The sequence below is a fragment of the Rahnella sp. PAMC25559 genome (genome assembly GCF_050632365.1).
Lineage (GTDB): Bacteria > Pseudomonadota > Gammaproteobacteria > Enterobacterales > Enterobacteriaceae > Rahnella > Rahnella rivi.
In genome coordinates this window covers 2,300,943-2,321,374 of record NZ_CP192543.1, presented here as the reverse complement: position 1 = coordinate 2,321,374, position 20,432 = coordinate 2,300,943, and the positions used below count along the sequence as shown (strand labels likewise).

The 20,432-nt window shown below is 56.2% G+C and carries 20 protein-coding genes and 1 pseudogene; 12 read left to right on the top strand and 9 right to left on the bottom strand.

Annotated elements, in window-relative coordinates; all coding sequences use genetic code 11:
- Position 1: 1 nt before the first annotated feature.
- The 4 genes from ACQZQY_RS11985 to ACQZQY_RS11970 are packed head-to-tail and all read left to right on the top strand — an operon-like array spanning position 2 to position 2,817.
- Positions 2-1,234, top strand: a complete 1,233-nt coding sequence (locus ACQZQY_RS11985; protein WP_431297139.1) for a class I SAM-dependent methyltransferase — start codon at positions 2-4, stop codon at positions 1,232-1,234.
- Positions 1,231-1,722 carry a DUF2878 domain-containing protein gene (locus tag ACQZQY_RS11980; protein WP_056778379.1) on the top strand — a complete coding sequence of 164 codons (492 nt, stop codon included), beginning with the start codon at positions 1,231-1,233 and terminating at the stop codon, positions 1,720-1,722. The genes ACQZQY_RS11985 and ACQZQY_RS11980 overlap by 4 nt, the downstream gene beginning before the upstream one ends.
- Positions 1,719-2,246: a hypothetical protein gene (locus ACQZQY_RS11975; protein WP_431297138.1), complete on the top strand. Its 528-nt coding sequence runs from the start codon at positions 1,719-1,721 to the stop codon at positions 2,244-2,246. Before ACQZQY_RS11980 ends, ACQZQY_RS11975 begins: the two co-directional genes overlap by 4 nt.
- Before the next feature lie 22 nt (positions 2,247-2,268).
- A complete protein-coding gene (locus tag ACQZQY_RS11970; RefSeq protein ID WP_056778373.1) occupies positions 2,269-2,817 on the top strand; it encodes a DUF3833 domain-containing protein in 549 nt (182 codons plus the stop codon).
- A gap of 51 nt (positions 2,818-2,868) precedes the next feature.
- On the opposite strand, the gene yedA is transcribed toward ACQZQY_RS11970, so the two are convergent.
- Positions 2,869-3,783: a drug/metabolite exporter YedA gene (yedA, locus tag ACQZQY_RS11965; RefSeq protein WP_122095808.1), complete on the bottom strand. Its 915-nt coding sequence runs from the start codon at positions 3,781-3,783 to the stop codon at positions 2,869-2,871.
- Positions 3,784-4,006: 223 nt separating this feature from the next.
- On the opposite strand from yedA, the pseudogene ACQZQY_RS11960 reads away from it, so the two are divergent.
- Positions 4,007-4,108 (top strand): annotated as a pseudogene (locus ACQZQY_RS11960) (hypothetical protein); the annotation flags it as partial.
- 63 nt (positions 4,109-4,171) lie between these two features.
- Here the strand turns inward: ACQZQY_RS11960 and ACQZQY_RS11955 are convergent.
- The 4 genes from ACQZQY_RS11955 to osmF are packed head-to-tail and all read right to left on the bottom strand — an operon-like array spanning position 4,172 to position 8,024.
- Entirely contained in the window at positions 4,172-4,942 is a 771-nt protein-coding gene (locus tag ACQZQY_RS11955) for an ABC transporter permease (protein ID WP_183846288.1), read from the bottom strand.
- The gene (locus tag ACQZQY_RS11950) at positions 4,939-5,883 is read right to left on the bottom strand and encodes an ABC transporter ATP-binding protein (RefSeq protein ID WP_431297137.1); all 945 of its coding nucleotides are present in this window, start codon (positions 5,881-5,883) and stop codon (positions 4,939-4,941) included. The genes ACQZQY_RS11955 and ACQZQY_RS11950 overlap by 4 nt, the downstream gene beginning before the upstream one ends.
- Positions 5,880-7,049, bottom strand: coding sequence for an ABC transporter permease (locus tag ACQZQY_RS11945; RefSeq protein ID WP_217204874.1), 1,170 nt, complete (start codon positions 7,047-7,049; stop codon positions 5,880-5,882). Before ACQZQY_RS11945 ends, ACQZQY_RS11950 begins: the two co-directional genes overlap by 4 nt.
- A gap of 60 nt (positions 7,050-7,109) precedes the next feature.
- The gene (gene osmF / locus ACQZQY_RS11940; RefSeq protein WP_414071848.1) at positions 7,110-8,024 is read right to left on the bottom strand and encodes a glycine betaine ABC transporter substrate-binding protein OsmF; all 915 of its coding nucleotides are present in this window, start codon (positions 8,022-8,024) and stop codon (positions 7,110-7,112) included.
- A 399-nt stretch (positions 8,025-8,423) separates the two neighbouring features.
- Here osmF and ACQZQY_RS11935 point away from each other — a divergent pair, with 399 nt between their 5' ends.
- On the top strand, positions 8,424-9,932 hold the full coding sequence (locus tag ACQZQY_RS11935) for an MFS transporter (protein ID WP_431297136.1): 1,509 nt from the start codon (positions 8,424-8,426) through the stop codon (positions 9,930-9,932).
- A gap of 628 nt (positions 9,933-10,560) precedes the next feature.
- Here the strand turns inward: ACQZQY_RS11935 and ACQZQY_RS11930 are convergent.
- On the bottom strand, positions 10,561-11,667 hold the full coding sequence (locus ACQZQY_RS11930) for a suppressor of fused domain protein (protein WP_414071393.1): 1,107 nt from the start codon (positions 11,665-11,667) through the stop codon (positions 10,561-10,563).
- 141 nt (positions 11,668-11,808) lie between these two features.
- Positions 11,809-12,705 (bottom strand): LysR family transcriptional regulator, encoded by an 897-nt coding sequence (locus ACQZQY_RS11925; RefSeq protein ID WP_056778350.1) that lies wholly within the window; start codon positions 12,703-12,705, stop codon positions 11,809-11,811.
- Between the two features lie 179 nt (positions 12,706-12,884).
- On the opposite strand from ACQZQY_RS11925, the gene ACQZQY_RS11920 reads away from it, so the two are divergent.
- The 3 genes from ACQZQY_RS11920 (at position 12,885) to abgT (ending at position 17,272) form a co-directional block, all read left to right on the top strand.
- The gene (locus ACQZQY_RS11920; protein WP_431297186.1) at positions 12,885-14,201 is read left to right on the top strand and encodes a M20 family metallo-hydrolase; all 1,317 of its coding nucleotides are present in this window, start codon (positions 12,885-12,887) and stop codon (positions 14,199-14,201) included.
- On the top strand, positions 14,201-15,655 hold the full coding sequence (locus ACQZQY_RS11915; protein WP_431297135.1) for a M20 family metallopeptidase: 1,455 nt from the start codon (positions 14,201-14,203) through the stop codon (positions 15,653-15,655). Before ACQZQY_RS11920 ends, ACQZQY_RS11915 begins: the two co-directional genes overlap by 1 nt.
- A gap of 93 nt (positions 15,656-15,748) precedes the next feature.
- Positions 15,749-17,272 carry a p-aminobenzoyl-glutamate transporter gene (gene abgT, locus ACQZQY_RS11910; RefSeq protein WP_122095815.1) on the top strand — a complete coding sequence of 508 codons (1,524 nt, stop codon included), beginning with the start codon at positions 15,749-15,751 and terminating at the stop codon, positions 17,270-17,272.
- A 3-nt stretch (positions 17,273-17,275) separates the two neighbouring features.
- Here the strand turns inward: abgT and ACQZQY_RS11905 are convergent, their stop codons facing one another.
- Together ACQZQY_RS11905 and ACQZQY_RS11900 are read right to left on the bottom strand one after the other, a co-directional pair.
- Positions 17,276-18,157 (bottom strand): oxygenase MpaB family protein, encoded by an 882-nt coding sequence (locus ACQZQY_RS11905; protein ID WP_431297134.1) that lies wholly within the window; start codon positions 18,155-18,157, stop codon positions 17,276-17,278.
- Positions 18,157-18,816 carry a TetR/AcrR family transcriptional regulator gene (locus ACQZQY_RS11900; RefSeq protein WP_136375112.1) on the bottom strand — a complete coding sequence of 220 codons (660 nt, stop codon included), beginning with the start codon at positions 18,814-18,816 and terminating at the stop codon, positions 18,157-18,159. Before ACQZQY_RS11900 ends, ACQZQY_RS11905 begins: the two co-directional genes overlap by 1 nt.
- 205 nt (positions 18,817-19,021) lie before the next feature.
- Between ACQZQY_RS11900 and ACQZQY_RS11895 the strand changes: the two genes are divergently transcribed.
- The 3 genes from ACQZQY_RS11895 (at position 19,022) to bhsA (ACQZQY_RS11885) (ending at position 20,389) form a co-directional block, all read left to right on the top strand.
- Positions 19,022-19,279 carry a hypothetical protein gene (locus ACQZQY_RS11895; RefSeq protein ID WP_122095817.1) on the top strand — a complete coding sequence of 86 codons (258 nt, stop codon included), beginning with the start codon at positions 19,022-19,024 and terminating at the stop codon, positions 19,277-19,279.
- Between the two features lie 427 nt (positions 19,280-19,706).
- Entirely contained in the window at positions 19,707-19,964 is a 258-nt protein-coding gene (bhsA, locus tag ACQZQY_RS11890; RefSeq protein WP_431297133.1) for a multiple stress resistance protein BhsA, read from the top strand.
- A 167-nt stretch (positions 19,965-20,131) separates the two neighbouring features.
- Entirely contained in the window at positions 20,132-20,389 is a 258-nt protein-coding gene (gene bhsA, locus ACQZQY_RS11885) for a multiple stress resistance protein BhsA (protein WP_056778321.1), read from the top strand.
- Positions 20,390-20,432 lie beyond the last annotated feature (43 nt).

Here is a 20,432-nt window from a genome sequence, read left to right as displayed (position 1 = left end):
CATGAGCCAACCCGAAGTGCAACTCGCCCGCGAAGGGGCGACGAACCGGCGCAGCAAGGCTGCACGCGCACTGATCCTCGGCGTGTTAAAACAGCTGCATGGTGCCGGTCTGACCCTGCGGGAAGCAGGCGAGAATTCGCTGTTTTTTGGTGACCCGACGGCGCCGCTGCAGGGGGAAATCGAAGTACATAACCTGCGCGCCTACCGCCGTGTTTTGCTCGGCGGCAGCATTGCGGCGGGAGAAAGTTATATTGACGGCGACTGGACGACGCCCAATCTGACCACCGTGCTGCAACTGCTGGCGGAAAACCTCAAACTGGTTGATAAGCTCGAGGCCCGCCTGAGCTGGGTCACCGCGCCGGTAAACAGCCTGATCCACTTTTTCCGCCGCAACAGTCCGTCGCAGGCACGCAAAAACATTTCAGCCCATTACGATCTGGGCAACGATTTTTACCAGGGTTTTCTCGATGAGAAAATGCTCTATTCGTCGGCCTGGTATCAGGAACCGCAGATGACGCTGGAACAGGCGCAGGAAGCAAAAATGCGTCGCCTGTGCGATCAGCTGCACCTGCATGCAGGGGATCACCTGCTGGAAATCGGTACCGGCTGGGGAGCCATGGCGGAATTCGCCGCCCGTGAATATGGCTGTAAGGTCACCACCACCACGATTTCCCGCGAGCAGTACGACTATGCCTGCGAGCGCATCGAAAAGGCCGGTCTGACCGGTCGCGTCACCGTGCTGTTTGAAGACTATCGCGCGCTGCGCGGGCAGTTCGACAAACTGGTGTCGATAGAGATGATCGAAGCGGTCGGCAAACGCTACCTCAAAACCTTTTTCAAACGCTGCAACGCCCTGCTCAAGCCGAACGGCCGCATGGCCATTCAGGCGATCACCATTGCCGATCAGCGTTATGCCTCTTACAGCCGCAACGTCGATTTCATTCAGCGTTACGTGTTTCCCGGCGGTTTTTTACCTTCCATTACCGCCATGAACGACACCATGACCCGCTGCACCGGCCTGGTGGTACGCGATCTGTTCGACATTGGTTTCGACTATGCCCGCACGCTGCATGAATGGCGTGAACGCGTACAACGTTACTGGAATGCCCAGCTGGATGGCGCGCAGGACGAACGTTTCCGCCGCCTGTGGCTGTTTTATCTGTGCTACTGCGAGGCCGGATTCCGCGCCCGCACCATCAGCACCGTGCAGCTTATCGCCGAGCGGCGCGCATGAGCACCCTGCGCTTCTGGCTGCTGACGCTGGGCTTTGATGCCTGGTGGACGCTGGCCGTGTGGGGGCGCGAACGCGTTATTGTTTTTCTGCTGATCAGCAGCTTTCTGATGCTGGCGTTTACACCGTCCCGCCGCCGGTTATGGGTGGCGGTGGCCTGCACGCTGGGCATTATTCTTGATTCTGTCTGGTGCATTCTCGGGCTGTTTGAGTTCACCGGTTCGACCGGCGTCCCGCCTTGGATGATGGCGCTGTGGCTGGGTTTCAGCGCGTGGTGGTTGTGGCTTCTGGGTTATTTACAGTTCGCCTGGTACTGGCTGATCCCGCTCGGCGCGGTCAGCGGCCCGCTGGCGTATTTCATCGGTATGCGTCTGGGGGCGATGGAACTTCTCGCCTCTCCCGCTCACGTCTGGTTGCTGATGGCAGCGGGCTGGGCGGTGTTCCTGCCGCTTATCAGCCTGCCGGTTTTACTGCACAGGAGAAAACCATGAGACGTATGTTAACCGCAGCACTGGCACTGATGCTTTCCTTCTCTGCGTTTGCCTCCACGCCCTGGGCGCAGTGGCAACAGGTTGGCCGCGCCACCTTAACCTGGGGGCCGTTCGAGGTTTATCATTCCTCATTACTGACTCCGGGGGGCAAATATGAGGCGCAAAAATGGCCGCAGGCACTGGTTATTGATTATCTGCGCAGTATTGATCGCGAGGAGCTGACCAAAGCCACTGAAGAACAGTGGCAAAAACTGGGCATCGACAGTGAGGCGCAAAAAAATGGCTGGCTGGAAGCCGTTGAAAAGACCTGGCCGGATGTCAGTAATGGCAGCCAGATCGTCTTTCTCGCCACTGAAAAAGGCGGTCAGTTTTACAGCCGCGCCCCCAACAGCGTGATGACAGCGCCCGTCGGCGAAACCTTCAGCCCGGCGTTTCGCGATGCGTTTCTGGCGATCTGGCTCTCTCCCGCCACGCAGTATCCTGATTTACGCAGCAAGCTCATCGGCGCATCGGCGTCAGATTAAGGTTCATCCGACCGGAGGTTTTATGACAGTTTCCCGCTCTGTTCTGCGCAAAGGTTTTCTCGGTCTGATGACAGCCTGCGTGCTGTTACTCACCAGTTGCAGCGCAGACATCAAAGATTACGCACAGACACAACCGAAGCTGGATATTTTCACTTATTTCAGCGGTGACAGCGTGGCTTACGGCATGGTGCAGGATTACACGCACAAACAAACGCGGCGTTTTGCGGTGAAAATTCGCGGCGATGTGGTTGCCGACACGCTGACGCTGCATGAAGATTTTGTCTATGACGATGGCGAGAAACAGACCCGCGTCTGGCACATCCGCAAACTGGCTGACGGCACTTACACCGGCACCGCCGGCGACATCATCGGCACCGCAAAAGGCCAGTCGGCGGGCAATGCGTTTAACTGGAACTACGTGATGGACGTCAAATCAGGCGGCAGCACCTACCGCCTGACGTTCGATGACTGGATTTACCAGCAGGATGAACAGCACCTGTTTAACGTCACCTCGCTGAAAAAATTCGGCGTAGAAGTGGCGCGGGTGACGTTGTTCTTTGAGAAGAAATAGGTCTGCCGCCTCCCCTGCACAGGGGAGGAGTAAAAAAACATCGGCTTTCGGTTAAACCTTCACTTCCTTAATGACCGATTTCCTTCGTCCGAAGACAAATTTCCCCAGCGTGACCAGCAGCACTGCGCACAGGATAATTCCCAGCGCGACCCATTCGACCGGTGACAGAGATTCACCGGCGAAGCCAATGCCGAGCAGAACGGCGACGATCGGGTTGACGTAGGCGTAGCTGGTGGCGAGGGCCGGACGTACGGTTTTTAGCAGGAACATGTATGCACTGATGGCGATCATCGAGCCGAACACAATCAGATAACCGAGCGCCAGAAAGCCGTGCAGAGAAGGCGTGGCGGCCAGGTGCTCGCCGTTTAACTGGCTGGCGATCAGCAACACCACGCCGGCGACAATCATCTCCGCCGCACCGGCCATCAGGCCTGCTGGCAGCGGCAGACGCGAACTCCATACCGAACCGAATGCCCAGCTTATCGAGGCCAGCAGAATCAGCGCCGCACCCCACGGATTGCCCCCCAGATTGCTGCCGGTATTGAGCAGCACAATCCCAAACAGGCCAATGCCCACGCCGGTCCATTCCAGACGGCTGTTCGGCATCCCCCACAGGCGGCTAAAGCACAGCGTAAACAGGGGCACGGTCGCCACCATTACCGCCGCAATGCCGGACGGCACCTGCATATGTTCCGCGACGGTCACCAGACCATTGCCCACCGAGAGCAGCAAAATACCCACCGCACCGGCGGCCAGCCACTGTTTCAGACCGGGGAACTTATGCCCGCGCAGCAGCAGAAAAGTGAACATCACACAGCCGGCGAGAAAGAAACGCAGCCCGGCCATCATCAGCGGCGGCCAGCTTTCCACACCGACGCGGATCACAAAATAGGTAGAACCCCAGATAAAATACAGTGCAAACAAAGCAGCGATTAACGGCAGCAAGGAACGGGAGACTGAAGGCATAGGAGTAACTTATTAGCGTGATAACGAAGGCAGACAGTTAACGCTATTGCCCTGATTAACGGCAAGGAAATCTGTGCGATCGCATCAAAATGTTGCTAAAAAGTTTCTGCATATGACAAAATATGCGCTGAGATCAGCGATAAAGTAATCGCCGCATGAATAGTGTGTTGCAGGGGTAACGAAACAATTTATAATTCCCGACTCATTTTCTGAGGTACTGCACATGAACTCGCTTGGCAAAAAATTATTTATCGCATTGTTTGGTCTGATGGCAATTGGCGCGATCGGTGGCGTGATGGTTGCAGGCTACGCCGTGGTTATTCAGGATGACGCCAAACCGGTCAGCGATAACGATGCCCCGTCCGTGGTGCCTGCGCCACCCTCTGCGTCAGCGAACTGATTCGTCTGCTGACCGCTGCTGCCAGCGGTGTAACCAGCGGCTCCAGCGTTCAAACAGCATATCCACGCAAATCGCCAGCAGCGCGACGATCGCCGCCCCCTGCAACACATAGGCGGTGTTGAAGCCGCTCAGCCCGATGATGATCGGTGAACCGAGGCTCGATGTGCCGACCGTCGAGGCAATCGCCGCCGTGCCGATATTGATGATAACGGAAGTCCGGATCCCGGCGATGATCACCGGCGCCGCCAGCGGAATCTCCACTTTACGCAACATCTGCCAGCGGCTCATGCCGACACCTTGCGCAATTTCCCGCGCCGAGGCAGACACGGATTCAATACCGGCAATGGTTCCCTGCAATATCGGCAGCAAGCCGTAAAGGACCAGCGCGATAATCGCCGGTTTTTCGCTGAACCCCATCACCGGTACCGCCACGGCCAGCACCGCCACCGGCGGAAAGGTCTGCCCCATCGCCACCAACGTCTCCACCAGTGAGCGAAATTCTTTCCCTGCCGGGCGCGTAACGCCAACCCCCGCCGCCACGCCGATCACCACCGCAATCAGGCTGGATATACCCACCAGCATCAGATGCGCGGCCACCAGCGAGGCAAAACTTTCCTGCTGATAAACCGGCCGGCTCAGTTGCGGAAACATCCAGTGGAACACCCCGCCGAGCGAGGTCATGCCGAAAATCAGCGCCAGCAATAACGCGAACAACCAGGGTAAGGGATCGGTGATGACCTGCCGTAAACCTCGTTTCATGCCTCACTCCTTTGCGCGGTGAGATCGGCAAAATGCAACACGCCGACCGGTTGCCCCTGCTCATCCACCACCGGCAGCTGCGCAGCCTGCTGCGCGACAAACGCAGACAACGCCTGACTCAGGCTCATCGACGCCCGCAGCGGTTTCTGGCTGCCGGTATAGTGTTCGCCGTGGCGGGTGCGCGAACTGACATCCTGCAACGACAGCAGACGAATGCCCATGTCGCTGCCGCCAAAGAAATCGCGCACGAACGGCGTCGCCGGTTGGGTCAGCAACTCCAGTGGCGTTCCCTGCTGCACCACCTGCCCGTCGTTAAGCAGCACAATGCGGTCGGCCAGCGTCAGCGCTTCATCAATATCATGTGTCACCAGCACAATGGTGCGGTGGGTCATTTTATGGATGCGTGCCACTTCTTCCTGCAACGTGGCGCGGGTCACCGGGTCAAGCGCGCCGAAAGGTTCATCCATCAGCAACACTTCCGGGTCAGACGCCAGCGCACGCGCCACGCCGACGCGCTGTTGTTGCCCGCCGGAAAGCTGATGCGGATAACGCTGACGAAACTGTTTCGGATCGAGATTGAGCAGCGACAATAATTCGGTCACGCGGTCGCGGATTTTCGCCTTCGGCCATTTCAGCAGTTGCGGCACCGTGGCGATATTCTCCTCGACCGTCCAGTGCGGGAACAGGCCAATCGACTGGATCGCATAGCCCATCCGGCGGCGCAGATCCTGCGCGCGGAATTTTTCTATCGGTTCACCGGCAAATAGAATTTCCCCCCGGTCGTGCTCCACCAGCCGGTTAATCATTTTCAGCGTGGTGGATTTTCCGGAACCGGACGTACCAATCAGCACCGTGAATTCGCCTTTGGCCATTTCCAGCGTGAGATCGCGCACGACCGCTTTTCCGGCAAAGTGTTTGCTAACCTGCTTGAAATGAATCATCTGCGTGAAGTTTCCAGTAGTGAGACTGCGAATTTAAACAGGCTGTCGACGACCACCGCCATCAGCACCGCCGGGATGACGCCAAGCAGCACCAGATCCAGTGCACTGCTGAGTAATCCCTGGAACATAATGGCACCGAGGCCACCCGCGCCGATAAGCGCGGCGACCATCGCCATACCCACCGTTTGCACCGCGACAATGCGGATGCCGGTGAGGATGACCGGCAAAGCAATGGGCAGTTGTACGCGGAAAAAAATCTGAACGCGGTTCATGCCCATGCCGCGCGCCGACTCGATCACCGCTTCCGGCACCGAATCCAGCCCGGCGATCACGCCGCGCACCAGCGGCAGCAGCGAATACAGCACCAGCGCGATAATCGCCGGTGCCAGCCCGATACCGCTGATGCCATGTTCCGCCAGCCACGGCAACGCTTTCGCAAGCCCGGCCAGTGGCGCAAGCAGCAGGCCAAACAGGGCGATCGACGGCACGGTCTGAATGATATTGAGCACCGACAGCACAGCGCCGCGCCAGCGCGGCGAGCGGTGGCAGAACAAACCGACCGGCAGGCCGATCAGCACCGCAGGCAGCAGCGTGCCGGACAAAATGCCCAGATGCTGCCACAAGGCGTCGTTAAACACGTCGGAGCGGTTATCGTATTCTTTTAACAAAGAAAGTTCGGCCAGCTGGCCGTACGCCAGCAGCAATACCACCGGCAATATCATCTGGACGTTGAGCACAATCCGCAGGCTGTGGTTGCGGGTAAACCGGGAGATGGCGTCAGAGGCGATCAGCAGACACAGCGCCGAGGCAGCCCAGAAACCGCCGCCGAGCGAGGTACGCGCAATGCTGTCCTCATCGCCACCGGTCAGTTGCACTGCGCTGTGCCCGGCCAGCCACACCAGCGCCGCCAGCAGAATTTCCGCCAGCAACATTACCAGCAGGTGATGTTTTCCGTATAACGTGAGGAAGGCCGCCACCAGCAGCAACAGCGCGGGCAGCAAAATCAGCGTGGAGGTGCCGTGCAGCAGCGTCACTAGTGAAATGCCCTGCCCCGACACCAGCCGGTTCGGCGCATGGCTGAGAAATGCCAGGCCATAACCGGCCAGCAAAAGCAGCAAAACCAGCGTCAGCAGCACGCGGTTTTTGACGAATGAATGATGAGTCAAAACAGTACCTGAGTCCGGAGAGCACGACCCGCAGGCCGTGCTCTGGGCGTCACTGCCCGATTATTTTTTAACGAAACCCTTTTCCTGCAAATACTTCGCCGCGACTTTCTTCGCATCCAGCCCGCCGACCGCGATTTTCGCATTCAGCGTTTGCAGCGTTTTAGTATCCAGCGAAGCGAAGACCGGTTTCAGTAGCGCCGGAATGTTCGGATGGGCTTTCAGCGAGGCCTCACGGATGATCGGCGCAGGTGCATAAATCGGCTGAACGCCTTTCGGATCTTCCAGCGTTTGCAGGCCGAGTGCGGCCACCGGGCCGTCAGTACCGTAAGCCATCGCCGCATTCACACCGGAGGTTTTTTCCGCTGCGGCTTTGATAGTGACCGCCGTATCGCCGCCCGCCAGTGACAGCAGCTGTGCCTGATTCAGCTTGAAGCCGTAGGCATTTTCAAACGCCGGTAACGCATCAGGACGCTCGATAAATTCTGCCGACGCTGCCAGTTTAAAATCGCCGCCGGAGCTGATGTATTTGCCCAGATCAGCCAGTGATTTCAGGCCATGCGCACTCGCCAGATCGTTACGCACCGCGATGGTCCAGGTATTGTTCGCCGGGGACGGATCCAGCCAGACGATTTTATTCTGGTCGTAATCGAGCTTTTTCACTTTGTCGAAACCGGCCTGCGCATTTTTCCACGCCGGGTCTTTTTCGTCTGAGAAGAAGAAGGCACCGTTACCGGTGTATTCCGGGTAGATATCAATTTCACCGGCAGAGATCGCGCCGCGCACCACTTTGGTCGTACCCAGTTGCAGCTTGTTGGTGGTCTTGATGCCGTTAGCTTCCAGCACCTGAATAATGATGTTGCCGAGCAGCGATCCTTCGGTATCAATTTTCGACCCCACGCGCACCGTCTCATCCGCCGCATGTGCGGTGAAACTCATTGCCGACAGCGCCAGCAATGCTGCGGTCATTCCCCGCATCCGCCCTGTTTTTGCAGTCATGGTAAGTCCTCTTTTTGATTTTTTGGGTTTATGTCGCCGGGCGACGGTCTGGCAAATTAGCTTTCATCAGTGAAAACAGCGTGCTGACAAGGATAGTTCAATTTTGGGTAAGGGGTCTGATGGTGAGGTATAAAAGCAGGGCGCAACCGGCCTGGGAAATGCGTATTGCTGCACAGCTAATCTGCGAAATGGATAATGCCGGTTGGCACAGCGTGCAGAAGGCGGCAGACGAACTGATGAGGGGGTTTTAAGCGCAGGCTTAGATCGCTTTGTTTTAAGTTATAGCCATTTGATGTTATGTCTCGGGTAATCAGGACTTGTGACCGGCATCACGTCGCCTCTATGCTGGTTTTTTTGTCAAAAAGCGTAAACAAAACCATGTCTGATTCTATTGCGGCCTCTCCGGCCGCCTCTTCAGGGTACTCCGGCGCGGCGGATGCGGCGTCTGATCAACCGGTGGTGATCCGTTCCGCCTCCGATATTACGCAGTTAGTTAACCGCGGCGCCGCGAAGCTCAGCGACGCGCGTGTGGTGATTGCCATCGCACTGGGCGGCGTTTTCCTCGACGCTTACGATCTCGGCGCGCTGGCCTTCGGCATGAAAGATATCACCCGCCAGTTCGGGCTGACGCCTTCCGGCACAGGCTTCGTCGCCTCGGCGATCACTTTCGGGGCGATTGTCGGTGCACTGTTCGGTGGTTATCTGACCGACAAAATTGGCCGTTATCGCGTGTTCATGGCCGACATGTTCTTCTTCGTGATTGCGGCGCTGGCCTGTGCGTTTGCGCCAAATGAATGGGTGCTGGGCGGCTCGCGTTTTGTGATGGGGCTGGGCGTGGGCATCGATTTGCCGGTGGCGATGGCGTTTCTGGCGGAGTTCTCAAAACTGCAGGGGCGCGGCAATAAAGCCTCGCGCGTGGCGATGTGGTGCCCGACGTGGTACGCCGCCATCAGCGTCTCCTATCTGCTGGTGCTGCTGCTGTATGCGGTGCTGCCCGCCACGCACACCGACTGGTTATGGCGTCTGATCCTCGGTTTCGGCGCGGTGCCTGCCATTCTGATTATCGCCATCCGCCACCGTTATATGAATGAATCGCCGGTGTGGGCGGCCAATCAGGGCGACCTGCAAGGTGCGGCGGCTATCCTGCGCAAGTCTTATAACATCAATGCCGTTGTTGCCGACGATGCGGATAAAACGCCGCAGGTGAAAGTGCGCAAAGCCGCATGGCGCAACTACGGCACGCTGTTGCAGGGCATTTACCTGCGCCGCACCGTGCTGGCGACCGTCACCGCCGTGGCTTCGTCGTTTGCTTATAACGCCGTGGCGTTCGGGCTGCCGGTGATTTTATCGAGCTTCCTGCAACAGTCGATGATCAGCACCATTCTGTTCTCACTCGGGCTGAACCTGTGCTTCGCCTTCGTCGGCGGGCTGATTGCGGTGCGTTATGTGTCGAAATTTGGCGCATGGAAAATGACCTACGCCGGTTACGCCTGCCAGCTGGTGGCGATGATCGGCCTCGCGCTGGTGGGCCGCCCGGCAGACGGCGGTGAAGCGGCGATCTCCATCGCTATGCTGGCATTATTCCTGTTCGGTCAGGGTTTCGGACCCGGCTCGCACACCATGACTTTTGCCTCGCTGAGTTATCCGACCTCCCTGCGCGGCATGGGCGTCGGCTTCAACCAGACGCTGATGCGCGCCAGCTCAACGCTTTCCCTGTTCCTGTTCCCGGTACTTTCTGCGGCACTGGGCACCGGCGTCTTCTGGGTGATCGCGTTAGCACCGCTGGCGGGATTGATCGTGCTGACCGCGATACGGTGGGAACCCTCAGGATATGACGTGGATGCTGAGGATTTTCAGCAGGAAATTAAACCGGGGGCAGCGGTTTAATCGCTGCTAACGTCAAAACCTTGGGTTGCCACCCAAACTGGCCTTAAGAGGCGCCTGTCGCCGCGCCTCTTAAGAATCTCCGGCTCTTTTACTGCGCGCTCCGCTCGCTGGCTATGTTTCAGGTACCGCAGCGATAGCCGCAAAATCCCGCCGCTGCGCGGTGCCCTTCGTTCGGGCTACAACCCGCGCAAAAAGACGCGCGGTTTTGCGCCTCTCCTCCGGCGGTATTTTGGAACCGGCCTCAGGCTTTTACTTCACAACCTCACTGATGTTGATTTGAAAAGCCAAAGGGAACGGGTTTTGAATTTAAGATCGTGCGGGCGATTCAGAAATCTTGCTGAGTGAGAGGTTGCAGACCAGAGGCTGCAAACCCGAAACGAAGGCACCGCGCAGCGGCAAGATTTCCAGCCTGTCGCCGTGCTACCTGAAACATAGCCAGCGAGCGGAGCGCGTGTTGAAAAAGCGGGGAGAGATCCAAGAGAGGGAAAGCACTTCCCTCTCTTGGGCGGTTTCGGCGCAGCGTGATAAGTGATCACCGCACGTAAGAAACCGAAATATTCTCGTTCTGAAATGTTCTCGTTCTGAAAAGTTCTCGTTCTGAAGAAACCGCCCGATGGCCGGTCTGACATCAAATCACCGCGCTTCTCGGCGCAAAAACATACCCCACGCCACTTTCGATCATCGCGGCCACCAGCTCGAATCCGCCATTTGGTTTACCCTTGGCAAACTCCATTTCGCTGGTAAACACCGGGGATACCCAAAACTGATTCACCGGGTCGCCGTAAATTTTCGGCAGACGCATTTTGTCCGCAGGTCCGCACAAGGCAGAGGAGATCACGTGGCCTTCGAAACCCATCGGGGCCATCGGCGACATCAGCGTGTGGCCTTCACCGAGCCAGCTCAGGGTGGTCCAGGGCACCTGCGCATAGCCGGAAAGCGCGCTCGCCATCTGCACGGCATTTTCTTCGCTGACGTACTCTTTACCGACCGAAAACGCCAGTTCGATACGACGGTGCTTTTCGGCTTCATCGTTGAAAATAATGTCGATTTGCGGCATCGGGCGGATGCTCATGCCCACGGTGAAGAAATAGTAATTCTCGTCATCCTCATGCTGGGAAATCGCCATCGGCGGCCAGCTACCCTGATTGATCAGATAGTATTTCAGCGAGGGGCCAAAACGGTCTTCATAAGATTCCAGCAGCTTGCGCTGGATTTTCGGCCAGGGATTGCTGAACTCATTTTGCCAGTCGCGCCAGAACAGACGGGTTTTTTCCGCCAGTTCGCACTGCGTGTTGGTTGAGGCAGAACCCAGCGGGAAGGTCAGCGGGTTCTCTTTGATGCAGCCGGCGGAATAACACACCGAATGATCGATATACAAACTCCAGCCGGGGATCACCGCCAGCAGCAAACCCTGATACCACAACGCGGCACCGTCATCACTTTCGTTCCATAAGATCTGGATCTGCGACGGATCCAGCGGCGCTTCGCCCTCCAGATTGCGGCAGTATTGCGCCGCCAGCATCGGCGATATGCCGTGCTCCATCGCCTGCGTGTCATCGTTTACCGGCGCAGGCACCAGGTTACGCACCCAGCAGGCACGCATTTTCGGAAAACGGTCGCGCAAATCCTCGCGGGCGAATATGTAGAAATACACCACGCGGTTGTCCTGCTCGACCAGCGCGGTCAGGGTTTGTTTGTCGTTACTGACTTCAGCAACAATGTCGGACTGGCGCATATGACCTCGGCAATATTAGGAAGCTTATTATTCCCTGTGATGGCCAGTGTAGAACGTATAAGCAAGCCCGATAACGGGCAATATTCCCAAAAATCCCCGATAAATCATCGAAACACGCGCTTTTTTCACAAAATGAGGCGGTTAACGGCAATACAGACGAAACAGTTGCGCCAGATGTGCCGACATCGGGGTGAGCGTCGTGTCGCGCCGCTGAATCAGATAAAAGGTCGCCGTGGGCAGCGGAACATCCAGATCCAGCGCCACCAGACTCTGACCAATCACCGGATCGCTTATCACATCCACCGACAACACGCTGAGGAAATCCGTTTTGGCGATAAGGCTGGTGCAGGACATAAACGTCTCGCAAATCACGCTGATATTGGGTTCCGCGTCCATTTCACTGAACACTTCGCTGAGCAGTTTGTAGTAACTGCCGCGCGGGGTGGGCAAGGTCCAGTCGCAGTGCAAGAGTTCTTTCATTGAACGTGCGTTTTGCATCGGATGCCCGCGCCGTGCGACCACCCGATACTCTTTATCCATAAGCTTTTCATATAACAGTTCGTTATCAAAGGGGCCCTGATAATAGGTATTGACGGTGAAATCCAGCTCGCCTTGCCGCAACTCCGGGATCATCGACACCAGCTGTCCTTCGGCGATGCGCACCTTCACATTGGGGAATTCGCGGTGAAAACGATCAATCACTTCCGGCATAACGGTGCGCGCAATGCTGGCACCGACACCGATATTCACCCTGCCGCTGGTGCCGCCCAGACGCTGGGTAATGTCCTCCTGCGCCACCCGCAGCTCTTCCAGAATCAGGCTTGCGCGCTTGAAAAAACCCTCTCCACAGTCGGTCAGCGTCACCCCCTGACGGCGGCGGATAAACAATCTTGCCCCGAGACTTTCTTCCAGCTCTTTAATGGATTTGGTCAGTGCGGGCTGAGAAAGATTCATCATCCGGCTCGCGGCACGAATACTGCCATGACGCGCGACGGACACAAACGCCCTCAGTTGATGCATTTTAATTTGTGATGGCATGAGATTCTTTGATAACCCCTGATTATCACTAAGAAGATTTTGGCATCTTATATGCCCTGATTGCTTTATGTACATTGAAAATCATCTAAGGCCGGCAAGTCCCCTCCAGATTTAGGTTTCCTCCTTTCTGCCTCCCGCCGCAGAAAGCCTGCATGTCTGTGAAAATAAGAGAGTCCGTGATGGTAAATGAGATTTCTGAACGCGTAGAACAGCTGTTCCCTTCCCTGCAAAAGCAACGCCGTGATTTGCACAAATATGCCGAATCCGGCTGGCTGGAATTTCGTACTTCCACACTGGTGGCCGATCGTCTCGAAAAACTCGGCTATTCGCTGCAACTGGGCAAAGAGGTGATCGACGCAGAGTCGCGGATGGGTCTGCCCTCCGCCGCCGTATTAGCCGAACAGGAACAGCGCGCGCTGGAACAGGGGGCGATTGCCCGCTGGATGCCGCATTTTTCCGGCGGTTTCACCGGCATTGTCGCCACGCTGAACACCGGGCGTCCCGGCCCGGTGATGGGTTTTCGTGTCGATATGGACGCGCTGGATTTATGTGAGGTGCTGGAAGACGGACATCGTCCGTTCCGCGAAGGGTTTGCGTCGGCCAATAACGGCATGATGCACGCCTGCGGCCACGACGGTCACACCGCCATCGGCCTCGGGCTGGCGGAAGTACTGATGCAGATGCGCGACCAGCTCTGCGGCACCATCAAACTGATTTTCCAGCCTGCCGAAGAAGGCACGCGCGGCGCGAAATCCATGGTGGAAGCAGGCGTGGTGGACGACGTGCAGTATTTCACCGCCGTGCATATCGGCACCGGCGTACCGGCGAATCACATCGTTTGCGGCAACGATACCTTTATGGCGACCACCAAGCTGGACGTGCATTTCACCGGCGTGGCGTCGCACGCCGGCGGCAAACCGGAAGACGGCCGTAACGCCCTGCTGGCGGCGGCGCAGGCTACGCTTGGGTTACACGCGATCCCGCGCCACAGCGGCGGTGATTCACGCATCAATGTCGGCGTTTTACAGGCCGGTACCGGGCGTAACGTGGTGCCTTCCAGCGCCACGATGAAAGTGGAAACGCGCGGTACGACCAATGAGGTGAACGAATTTATTTATCAGCAGGCGCTGAAAGTGATTTCCGGCGCAGCCGAAATGCATCAGGTAAAATTCGACATCAGACTGATGGGCGCGGCGCAAAGCAGCACGCCAACGCCTGCCTGGGTGAATTACATCCACCGTCAGGCGGAAAAACTCGGCGAGTTCGAACAAATCATTGACCGTCAGGAAGGCGCAGCCGGTTCGGAAGACGCCACCTATATGATGGAGCGGGTTAAATCGCGCGGCGGCGAAGCCTCTTACGTGATTTTCGGCACCGATCTGAGCGCAGGCCATCACAATGAACTGTTTGATTTCGATGAAAAAGTGATGACTCAGGGCATTAAAACGCTGGCGGCGCTGGCGCTGAACATCGCTGAATTCAAAGGAGAGAACTGATGGCGGATCACCAAAATATCGTCAGTTTTATCAATGATTTCATCGATAACCAGCAACCTGCGCTGGCGAAAATCAGTGATGCCATCTGGGATCACCCTGAAACCCGCTTTGCAGAATCGTTCTCCTCGGCTTTGCTGGCCGACACACTGGAAGCCAGCGGATTTGTCGTTGAGCGCGGCGTCGGCGGCATGGACACCGCGTTCATTGCCCGGTTTGGCAGCGGCAAACCGGTGATCGCCCTGCTCGGCGAATTCGATGCGCTGGCCGGTTTAAGTCAGAAAGCCGGTTGCGACGTGGCGCAGCCGCTGGTGGAAAACGGTAACGGCCACGGTTGCGGCCATAATCTGCTGGGCACCGCTGCACTCGGCGGCGCGCTGGCGGTGAAAGCCTGGATGGAGCGCGAAAACATTCAGGGCACGGTGCGTTTTTACGGCTGTCCCGGCGAAGAAGGCGGTTCCGGCAAAACCTTTATGGCCCGCGAAGGGCTGTTTGATGATGTCGATGCCGCGCTGACCTGGCACCCGGAAACCTACAGCGGCATGTTCAGCAACCAGACGCTGGCCAATATTCAGGCATCGTTCAGCTTTAAAGGCGTGTCCTCACACGCCGCCGCCGCACCGCATCTCGGCCGCAGCGCGCTGGACGCCCTGACGCTGATGAATACCGGGGCGAATTTCCTGCGCGAGCACATTATTCAGGAAGCACGCCTGCATTACGCCATCACCAACGCAGGCGGGATTTCGCCAAACGTGGTGCAGGCCGATGCCGAGGTGCTGTATCTGGTGCGCGCACCGCAAATGGATCAGGCGCAGGCGATTTTCGAGCGCGTGGTGGATATCGCCAAAGGCGCGGCGCTGATGACCGGCACACAGATGTCGATGCGTTTCGATAAAGCCTGCTCCAACTATGTGCCAAACTGTACGCTGGAAAGCGCGATGTATCAGTACGTGCAGGCTTTCGGCACGCCGCATTACACCGCCGAAGAGCGGGCGTTTGCAGCGTCGATTCACGCCACGCTGAGCGATCAGGATATTGATAATAATCTGCTGAATATTTCCCGCACCAGCGGCGCAGAAGGCGTGATATTCGCCGAAACCCTGCGCCACTCCCCGCTGACAGACGCCGTTGCGCCGTATGCCCCGAACGGCAATATCCTCTACGGCTCAACGGATGTCGGCGATGTCAGCTGGCTGGTGCCCACCGCGCAGTGTTTCAGCCCGTGCTTTGCGGTCGGTTCGCCGCTGCATACCTGGCAGATTGTGTCGCAGGGGCGTACCTCTATCGCCCATAAAGGCATGTGTCTGGCGGCAAAAGTCATGTCATCGACCGCCATAGACCTGCTCACTCAGCCGGATTTACTGGCGGCCTGCCAGAAAGAGCGCGACGCACAACGCGCACGGCGTGCGTATCACTGCCCGATCCCGGCGGGCGTAAAACCTTCGCCATTGAAGTAAATCATCAGCAGGTACCCGCTCATGCGCGCCCCGTTCCGGCACGCATGAGCGGCATAAATATAAAAAAAGACAAACACGACAGAGGGTTAACAGATGAGTATTCAGGCGCAAGATTCCGGCCAGAGTCCGGGAGGATTTCTCCAGTGGGTTGAACGTGTGGGTAATAAAATTCCCAACCCGTTTTTATTGTTTGTGTATCTGATTGCCGTGCTGATGGTCGCGAGCGCGGTGATTTCATGGCTGAATATTACGGCGGTAAATCCGAGCAACGGCGAAATCATCCAGGTTAAAAATTTGCTGAGTGTGGAAGGCATTCAGTGGATTTTGCCAAACGTCATCAAGAATTTCAGCGGGTTTACTCCGCTGGGTTCGATACTGGCGCTGGTGATCGGTGCCGGGCTGGCGGAACGTGTCGGGCTGTTGCAAAGCCTGATGTACAAAATGGCCTCCAAAGTGAATGCCCGTTACGCCAGTTATATGGTGATTTTTATCGCCTTCTTCAGCCACATTTCTTCCGACGCCGCGCTGGTGGTGATGCCGCCGCTGGGCGCGCTGATTTTCCTCGCGGTCGGACGTCATCCGGTGGCCGGTTTGCTGGCCGCCATTGCCGGGGTTGGCTGCGGTTTTACCGCCAATCTGCTGATTGTGACCACCGATGTGTTGCTCTCCGGCCTGAGTACCGAAGCGGCGAAAGCCATTAATCCGGCGGTGCAGGTCAGCGTGATCGACAACTGGTACTTTATGGCAGCGTCGGTGATCCTGCTGACCATTGTCGGCGCCGTTCTGACGGATAAATTCGTGGAACCGCGCCTGCCGGTGTATCAGGGCGAGCGCAATGAAGAGATGAAAAAGCTGACGCCGGAACAGAACCGCGGCCTGATGGCGAGCGGGATTGCGGCGCTGGTGTTTATCGCGCTGGTGGCGTTGCTGGTGGTGCCTGAGGCCGCACCGCTGCGCAACCCGAAAACCGGTGGCATCATTCCTTCGCCCTTTATTCAGGGCATTGTGCCGCTGATCATTTTGTTCTTCTTCGTGATTTCCGTGCCTTACGGCATGGTGACAAAGCAAATTCGCAGCGCCAGTGACGTGCCGGATCTGCTGGTGGATCCGATGAAATCGATGGCCGGTTTTATTGTGATGGTGTTCCCGCTCTCCCAGTTTGTGGCATTTTTTAACTGGAGCAACATGGGGAAATTCATGGCGATCGGGCTGACGGATGTGCTGGAAAATCTGGGCATGACCGGCATTCCGGCTTTCCTCGGGCTGATTTTCCTCTCGGCGTTGCTGTGCATGTTTATCGCCAGCGGCTCGGCCATCTGGTCGATTCTGGCTCCGATTTTTGTGCCGATGTTTATGCTGCTCGGCTTCCATCCAGCGTTCGCGCAAATCGTGTTCCGCGTGGCGGATTCTTCGGTGATCCCGCTTGCGCCGATGTCGCCGTTTGTGCCGCTGTTCCTCGGATTCCTCCAGCGGTACATCAAAGAGGCGAAACTCGGCACCTATTATTCGCTGGTGCTGCCGTATCCGATTGTGTTTTTCGTGGTGTGGCTGCTGATGCTGGTGGGCTGGTATCTGCTCGGATTACCGATTGGACCGGGTGTGTATCCGCACCTGTAACGCTCAGTTAAGGCGTCCCATACGGCGCATGGCGCGGTGCCATGAGCCGTTTCTTACCGCCCAGCGCAGCACGCTGGCAATGCGGCGGATGGCGAAACGCAACATTTGACGTTTCGGCCTGAAAATGGAAATACCCAGTTGCCTGGCCGCCCAGTCAGGCAATAATTCTATGCCCGCCTGAATCATCAGGCTGCCAACCGGCTTTGCCAGACGGCTTGGGGCGGGGGCATTTTGCAACAATCTCACCACTTCCCGCGTGCGTTCATCACAGCGTAACTGCGGGCGCATGGCCTGCAGATAAGCCTCCACGGCTGCCACGCTGTCCGGAACGTTGGCCGAACCCAGACTCTCCGCCACACGGGCGAATTCCTGATAATAACGATTCTGATCGGCCAGACTGAGTGCCGGATTGCGGTAACGAAGATGGGATTGCAGAAAACTGTAGGCTTCGGTGACGTGTACCCAGACCAGCAACTGCGGGTCACTGGCGGCATACGGCGTGCCAAAAGCATCCGTGCCGGTTACGCGTAAATGAATGGATTTTACTTTTTCGATTAACGCATTGGCATCGCGCGTCGGTCCGAAAGTGGTGCAGGAAACAAACTGGCTGGTGCGCCGCAAGCGGCCAAGCATGTCTTCACGAAATGAGGAGTGATCCCAGACACCGGCAAGCGCCAGCGGATGAAGCATCTGCAACAGCAAGGCGCTGACGCCGCCGCACAGCATAGAAGTAAAATCGCCATGCACCCGCCAGGTCACGCTTTCCGGGCCAAACAGCCCCGGATCGCCCGGCGGATATTCAAAATCGATACCACCGGATGCCAGGCCCGAAAGACTCAGCACCTGGCGTTCAATTCTCTTTCTTACCCATGCCTCAGGACTCATCAATGCGCGGCAGTGCTGACTACCGTTGCCCTGCTCAGCTGTGGCCAGATGTTCATGACCACGTCAATCAGCTGATTCAGCTGGGCGGAAGAGGCGCCATCGCGTGCCTGAACCGAGAAGCCCTGAATCGTACAGGCGAGGTATTTCGCCAGCAGTGCGCTGTCAGTAACAGAGGCCATTTCGCCAGCCTGTTTTCTTTTCTCAAAGAACTCAAACAATGAGCGTTCCTGAGAGAGATGGCGTGCGCGCAGCATTTCTGCGATATCGGCAGAGGATGAAGACATCCCGGACGAGGCGCTGATCATAAAGCAGCCGCTCGGCGTGTCGCAGTCTGTAAACAGCTCCGCGATAGCCCGCAGATACTGGCCGATGGTTTCTTCGACGGACAAATCTGTTTTGCTCAATAAACATGAGCTCTTTTCGTAAAAGTTAGTCAGATAATGTTCAACGGCTGCGCGAAATAGCCCTTCTTTATTACCGAATTCGGCATACAGCGTGGGCGCTTTTGCACCTGTCGCTTCGACCAGATCCGCCAGCGACGTGGCCTCATAGCCGTGGCGCCAGAATAAATTCAAGGCCTTGCTCAGAGCAGTTCCACGGTCAAACTGTTTTGGGCGACCGCGACTTTTCCGGACCAAAGCCGTCTGTTCAGTGCTCATACACCCTCCTTCCATCACCATTGTGATTATGGTTGTTAAAACTAATCGTTATAAAAATAACTTAACGATCATTATTAAAAATAGTTGCGCACAAGTCCAGCGGAGATTATCATTTAATTATCGAGCGATAAGAAAATCACTCAAACCCGCAAAGCTGCACAAGCTATAAGCGTTTTTACACGTAACACACCCAGGACGTAACATCATGAGTAATCTTAAAATCCTTCTTGCAGTTATGGCTTTAACCGCTGTCCCGGTTGCCAATGTTGCCGCACAGCAGGTTATCATGATGCCTTTACTGAGTCAGGAAGTGGCCATGGTCAATGTGACCGGGGACAGCAATTACTGCAAACCCGGTACCTATGTGAGTAAAAAAACCTCACAAGGCCGTATTTCAACTTCTCCGACTCAGCCACCTGCTCCGTCAGCCTCTGGTCATACACCCGCTTCTATCTACTATTAAGGAAGAACCGGGCGACTGACGACTGACTCTCAGCGCAGGAATCACGATAAGGCGGCCCTGGTCGCCTTATCTTTTACTCTTCCGGTAAGAACGCCCCCAGTTTTAACACCCTCCCCCGTCAGAACCAACCATTAACCTAGCGATCATTAATGATTCATTCAGCACAAAATTGGATAAGCAGTTTTCATTCGTGCGGGGAAGTAGTTTAAAAACATAAAATTAACGAAAACCAAACAAACCGGCCTTTTCATGTGATCTCCGTCACAGCACAATAAGTTAACGCTCATTAAAAAAACATCTTGCACAAACTGTCGCCAACCTCTAACATTTACTTATCGAACGTTAACTAATAAATAACGTTGACCTGAAAACTGAGGCCTCTGAACAAGTGGCCCCGACCAAAAAATAACGCACAGGATTAAACATCATGAAAACTATCGCAATGAGCATCGCAGCACTGACACTCGCCACCGCGTCTTTCTCAACACTGGCAGCAACAGAAGTTCAGTCGGTACCCGCTTCCCAGCAAGTCGTCGGTACCATCAGTGCCTCATCTAATGGTGACCTGAGTACCCTGCAGTCAAAACTGAATGCAAAAGCCACTGAAGCCGGTGCAAGTTCATACCGCATCATCGGTGCTTCCGGTGACAACCATCTGTACGGCACTGCTGAGATCTACAAATAAGAATGATGAACACGTTAGCAGATTGTTCCGCACAATTAGTTAACGATTAATAAATAAATAAGTTGCGCAGAATGTGATCCAGGTCTAATATTTACTTATCGAACGTTAATTAATAACGTCGGACTGAATAATCATCTGCTGATAAACAGAATCAAAAGGAAGACATCATGAAAAACATCACTATGACATTCGCGGCAATCGCCCTTGCTACCGCTTCTTTCTCCACCCTGGCCGCGACTGAAGTTCAGTCTGCTCCGGCAGGTCAGCAAGCCATCGGTGTGGTTAGCGCCACGTCCGGTAACAGCCTGACCAGCCTGCAGAACAAGCTGAACGCGAAAGCCAGCGAAGCCGGTGCAAGTTCTTACCGCATCATTGGTGCTTCCGGTGACAACCATCTTTACGGTACTGCTGAGCTGTATAAATAAGCACGCAGGACCTTAGCACCAGGGTAATCAGCATTTAAATTAT

What these genes read in the sequence shown, in the direction of transcription:
- ACQZQY_RS11985 (WP_431297139.1), top strand. Translation starts at nt 2, where the DNA reads ATGAGCCAACCCGAAGTGCAACTCGCCCGCGAAGGGGCGACGAACCGG.
- ACQZQY_RS11980 (WP_056778379.1), top strand. Translation starts at nt 1,231, where the DNA reads ATGAGCACCCTGCGCTTCTGGCTGCTGACGCTGGGCTTTGATGCCTGG.
- ACQZQY_RS11975 (WP_431297138.1), top strand. Translation starts at nt 1,719, where the DNA reads ATGAGACGTATGTTAACCGCAGCACTGGCACTGATGCTTTCCTTCTCT.
- ACQZQY_RS11970 (WP_056778373.1), top strand. Translation starts at nt 2,269, where the DNA reads ATGACAGTTTCCCGCTCTGTTCTGCGCAAAGGTTTTCTCGGTCTGATG.
- yedA (WP_122095808.1), bottom strand. Translation starts at nt 3,783, where the DNA reads ATGCCTTCAGTCTCCCGTTCCTTGCTGCCGTTAATCGCTGCTTTGTTT.
- ACQZQY_RS11955 (WP_183846288.1), bottom strand. Translation starts at nt 4,942, where the DNA reads ATGAAACGAGGTTTACGGCAGGTCATCACCGATCCCTTACCCTGGTTG.
- ACQZQY_RS11950 (WP_431297137.1), bottom strand. Translation starts at nt 5,883, where the DNA reads ATGATTCATTTCAAGCAGGTTAGCAAACACTTTGCCGGAAAAGCGGTC.
- osmF (WP_414071848.1), bottom strand. Translation starts at nt 8,024, where the DNA reads ATGCGGGGAATGACCGCAGCATTGCTGGCGCTGTCGGCAATGAGTTTC.
- ACQZQY_RS11935 (WP_431297136.1), top strand. Translation starts at nt 8,424, where the DNA reads ATGTCTGATTCTATTGCGGCCTCTCCGGCCGCCTCTTCAGGGTACTCC.
- ACQZQY_RS11930 (WP_414071393.1), bottom strand. Translation starts at nt 11,667, where the DNA reads ATGCGCCAGTCCGACATTGTTGCTGAAGTCAGTAACGACAAACAAACC.
- ACQZQY_RS11925 (WP_056778350.1), bottom strand. Translation starts at nt 12,705, where the DNA reads ATGCCATCACAAATTAAAATGCATCAACTGAGGGCGTTTGTGTCCGTC.
- ACQZQY_RS11920 (WP_431297186.1), top strand. Translation starts at nt 12,885, where the DNA reads ATGGTAAATGAGATTTCTGAACGCGTAGAACAGCTGTTCCCTTCCCTG.
- ACQZQY_RS11915 (WP_431297135.1), top strand. Translation starts at nt 14,201, where the DNA reads ATGGCGGATCACCAAAATATCGTCAGTTTTATCAATGATTTCATCGAT.
- abgT (WP_122095815.1), top strand. Translation starts at nt 15,749, where the DNA reads ATGAGTATTCAGGCGCAAGATTCCGGCCAGAGTCCGGGAGGATTTCTC.
- ACQZQY_RS11905 (WP_431297134.1), bottom strand. Translation starts at nt 18,157, where the DNA reads ATGAGTCCTGAGGCATGGGTAAGAAAGAGAATTGAACGCCAGGTGCTG.
- ACQZQY_RS11900 (WP_136375112.1), bottom strand. Translation starts at nt 18,816, where the DNA reads ATGAGCACTGAACAGACGGCTTTGGTCCGGAAAAGTCGCGGTCGCCCA.
- ACQZQY_RS11895 (WP_122095817.1), top strand. Translation starts at nt 19,022, where the DNA reads ATGAGTAATCTTAAAATCCTTCTTGCAGTTATGGCTTTAACCGCTGTC.
- bhsA (WP_431297133.1), top strand. Translation starts at nt 19,707, where the DNA reads ATGAAAACTATCGCAATGAGCATCGCAGCACTGACACTCGCCACCGCG.
- bhsA (WP_056778321.1), top strand. Translation starts at nt 20,132, where the DNA reads ATGAAAAACATCACTATGACATTCGCGGCAATCGCCCTTGCTACCGCT.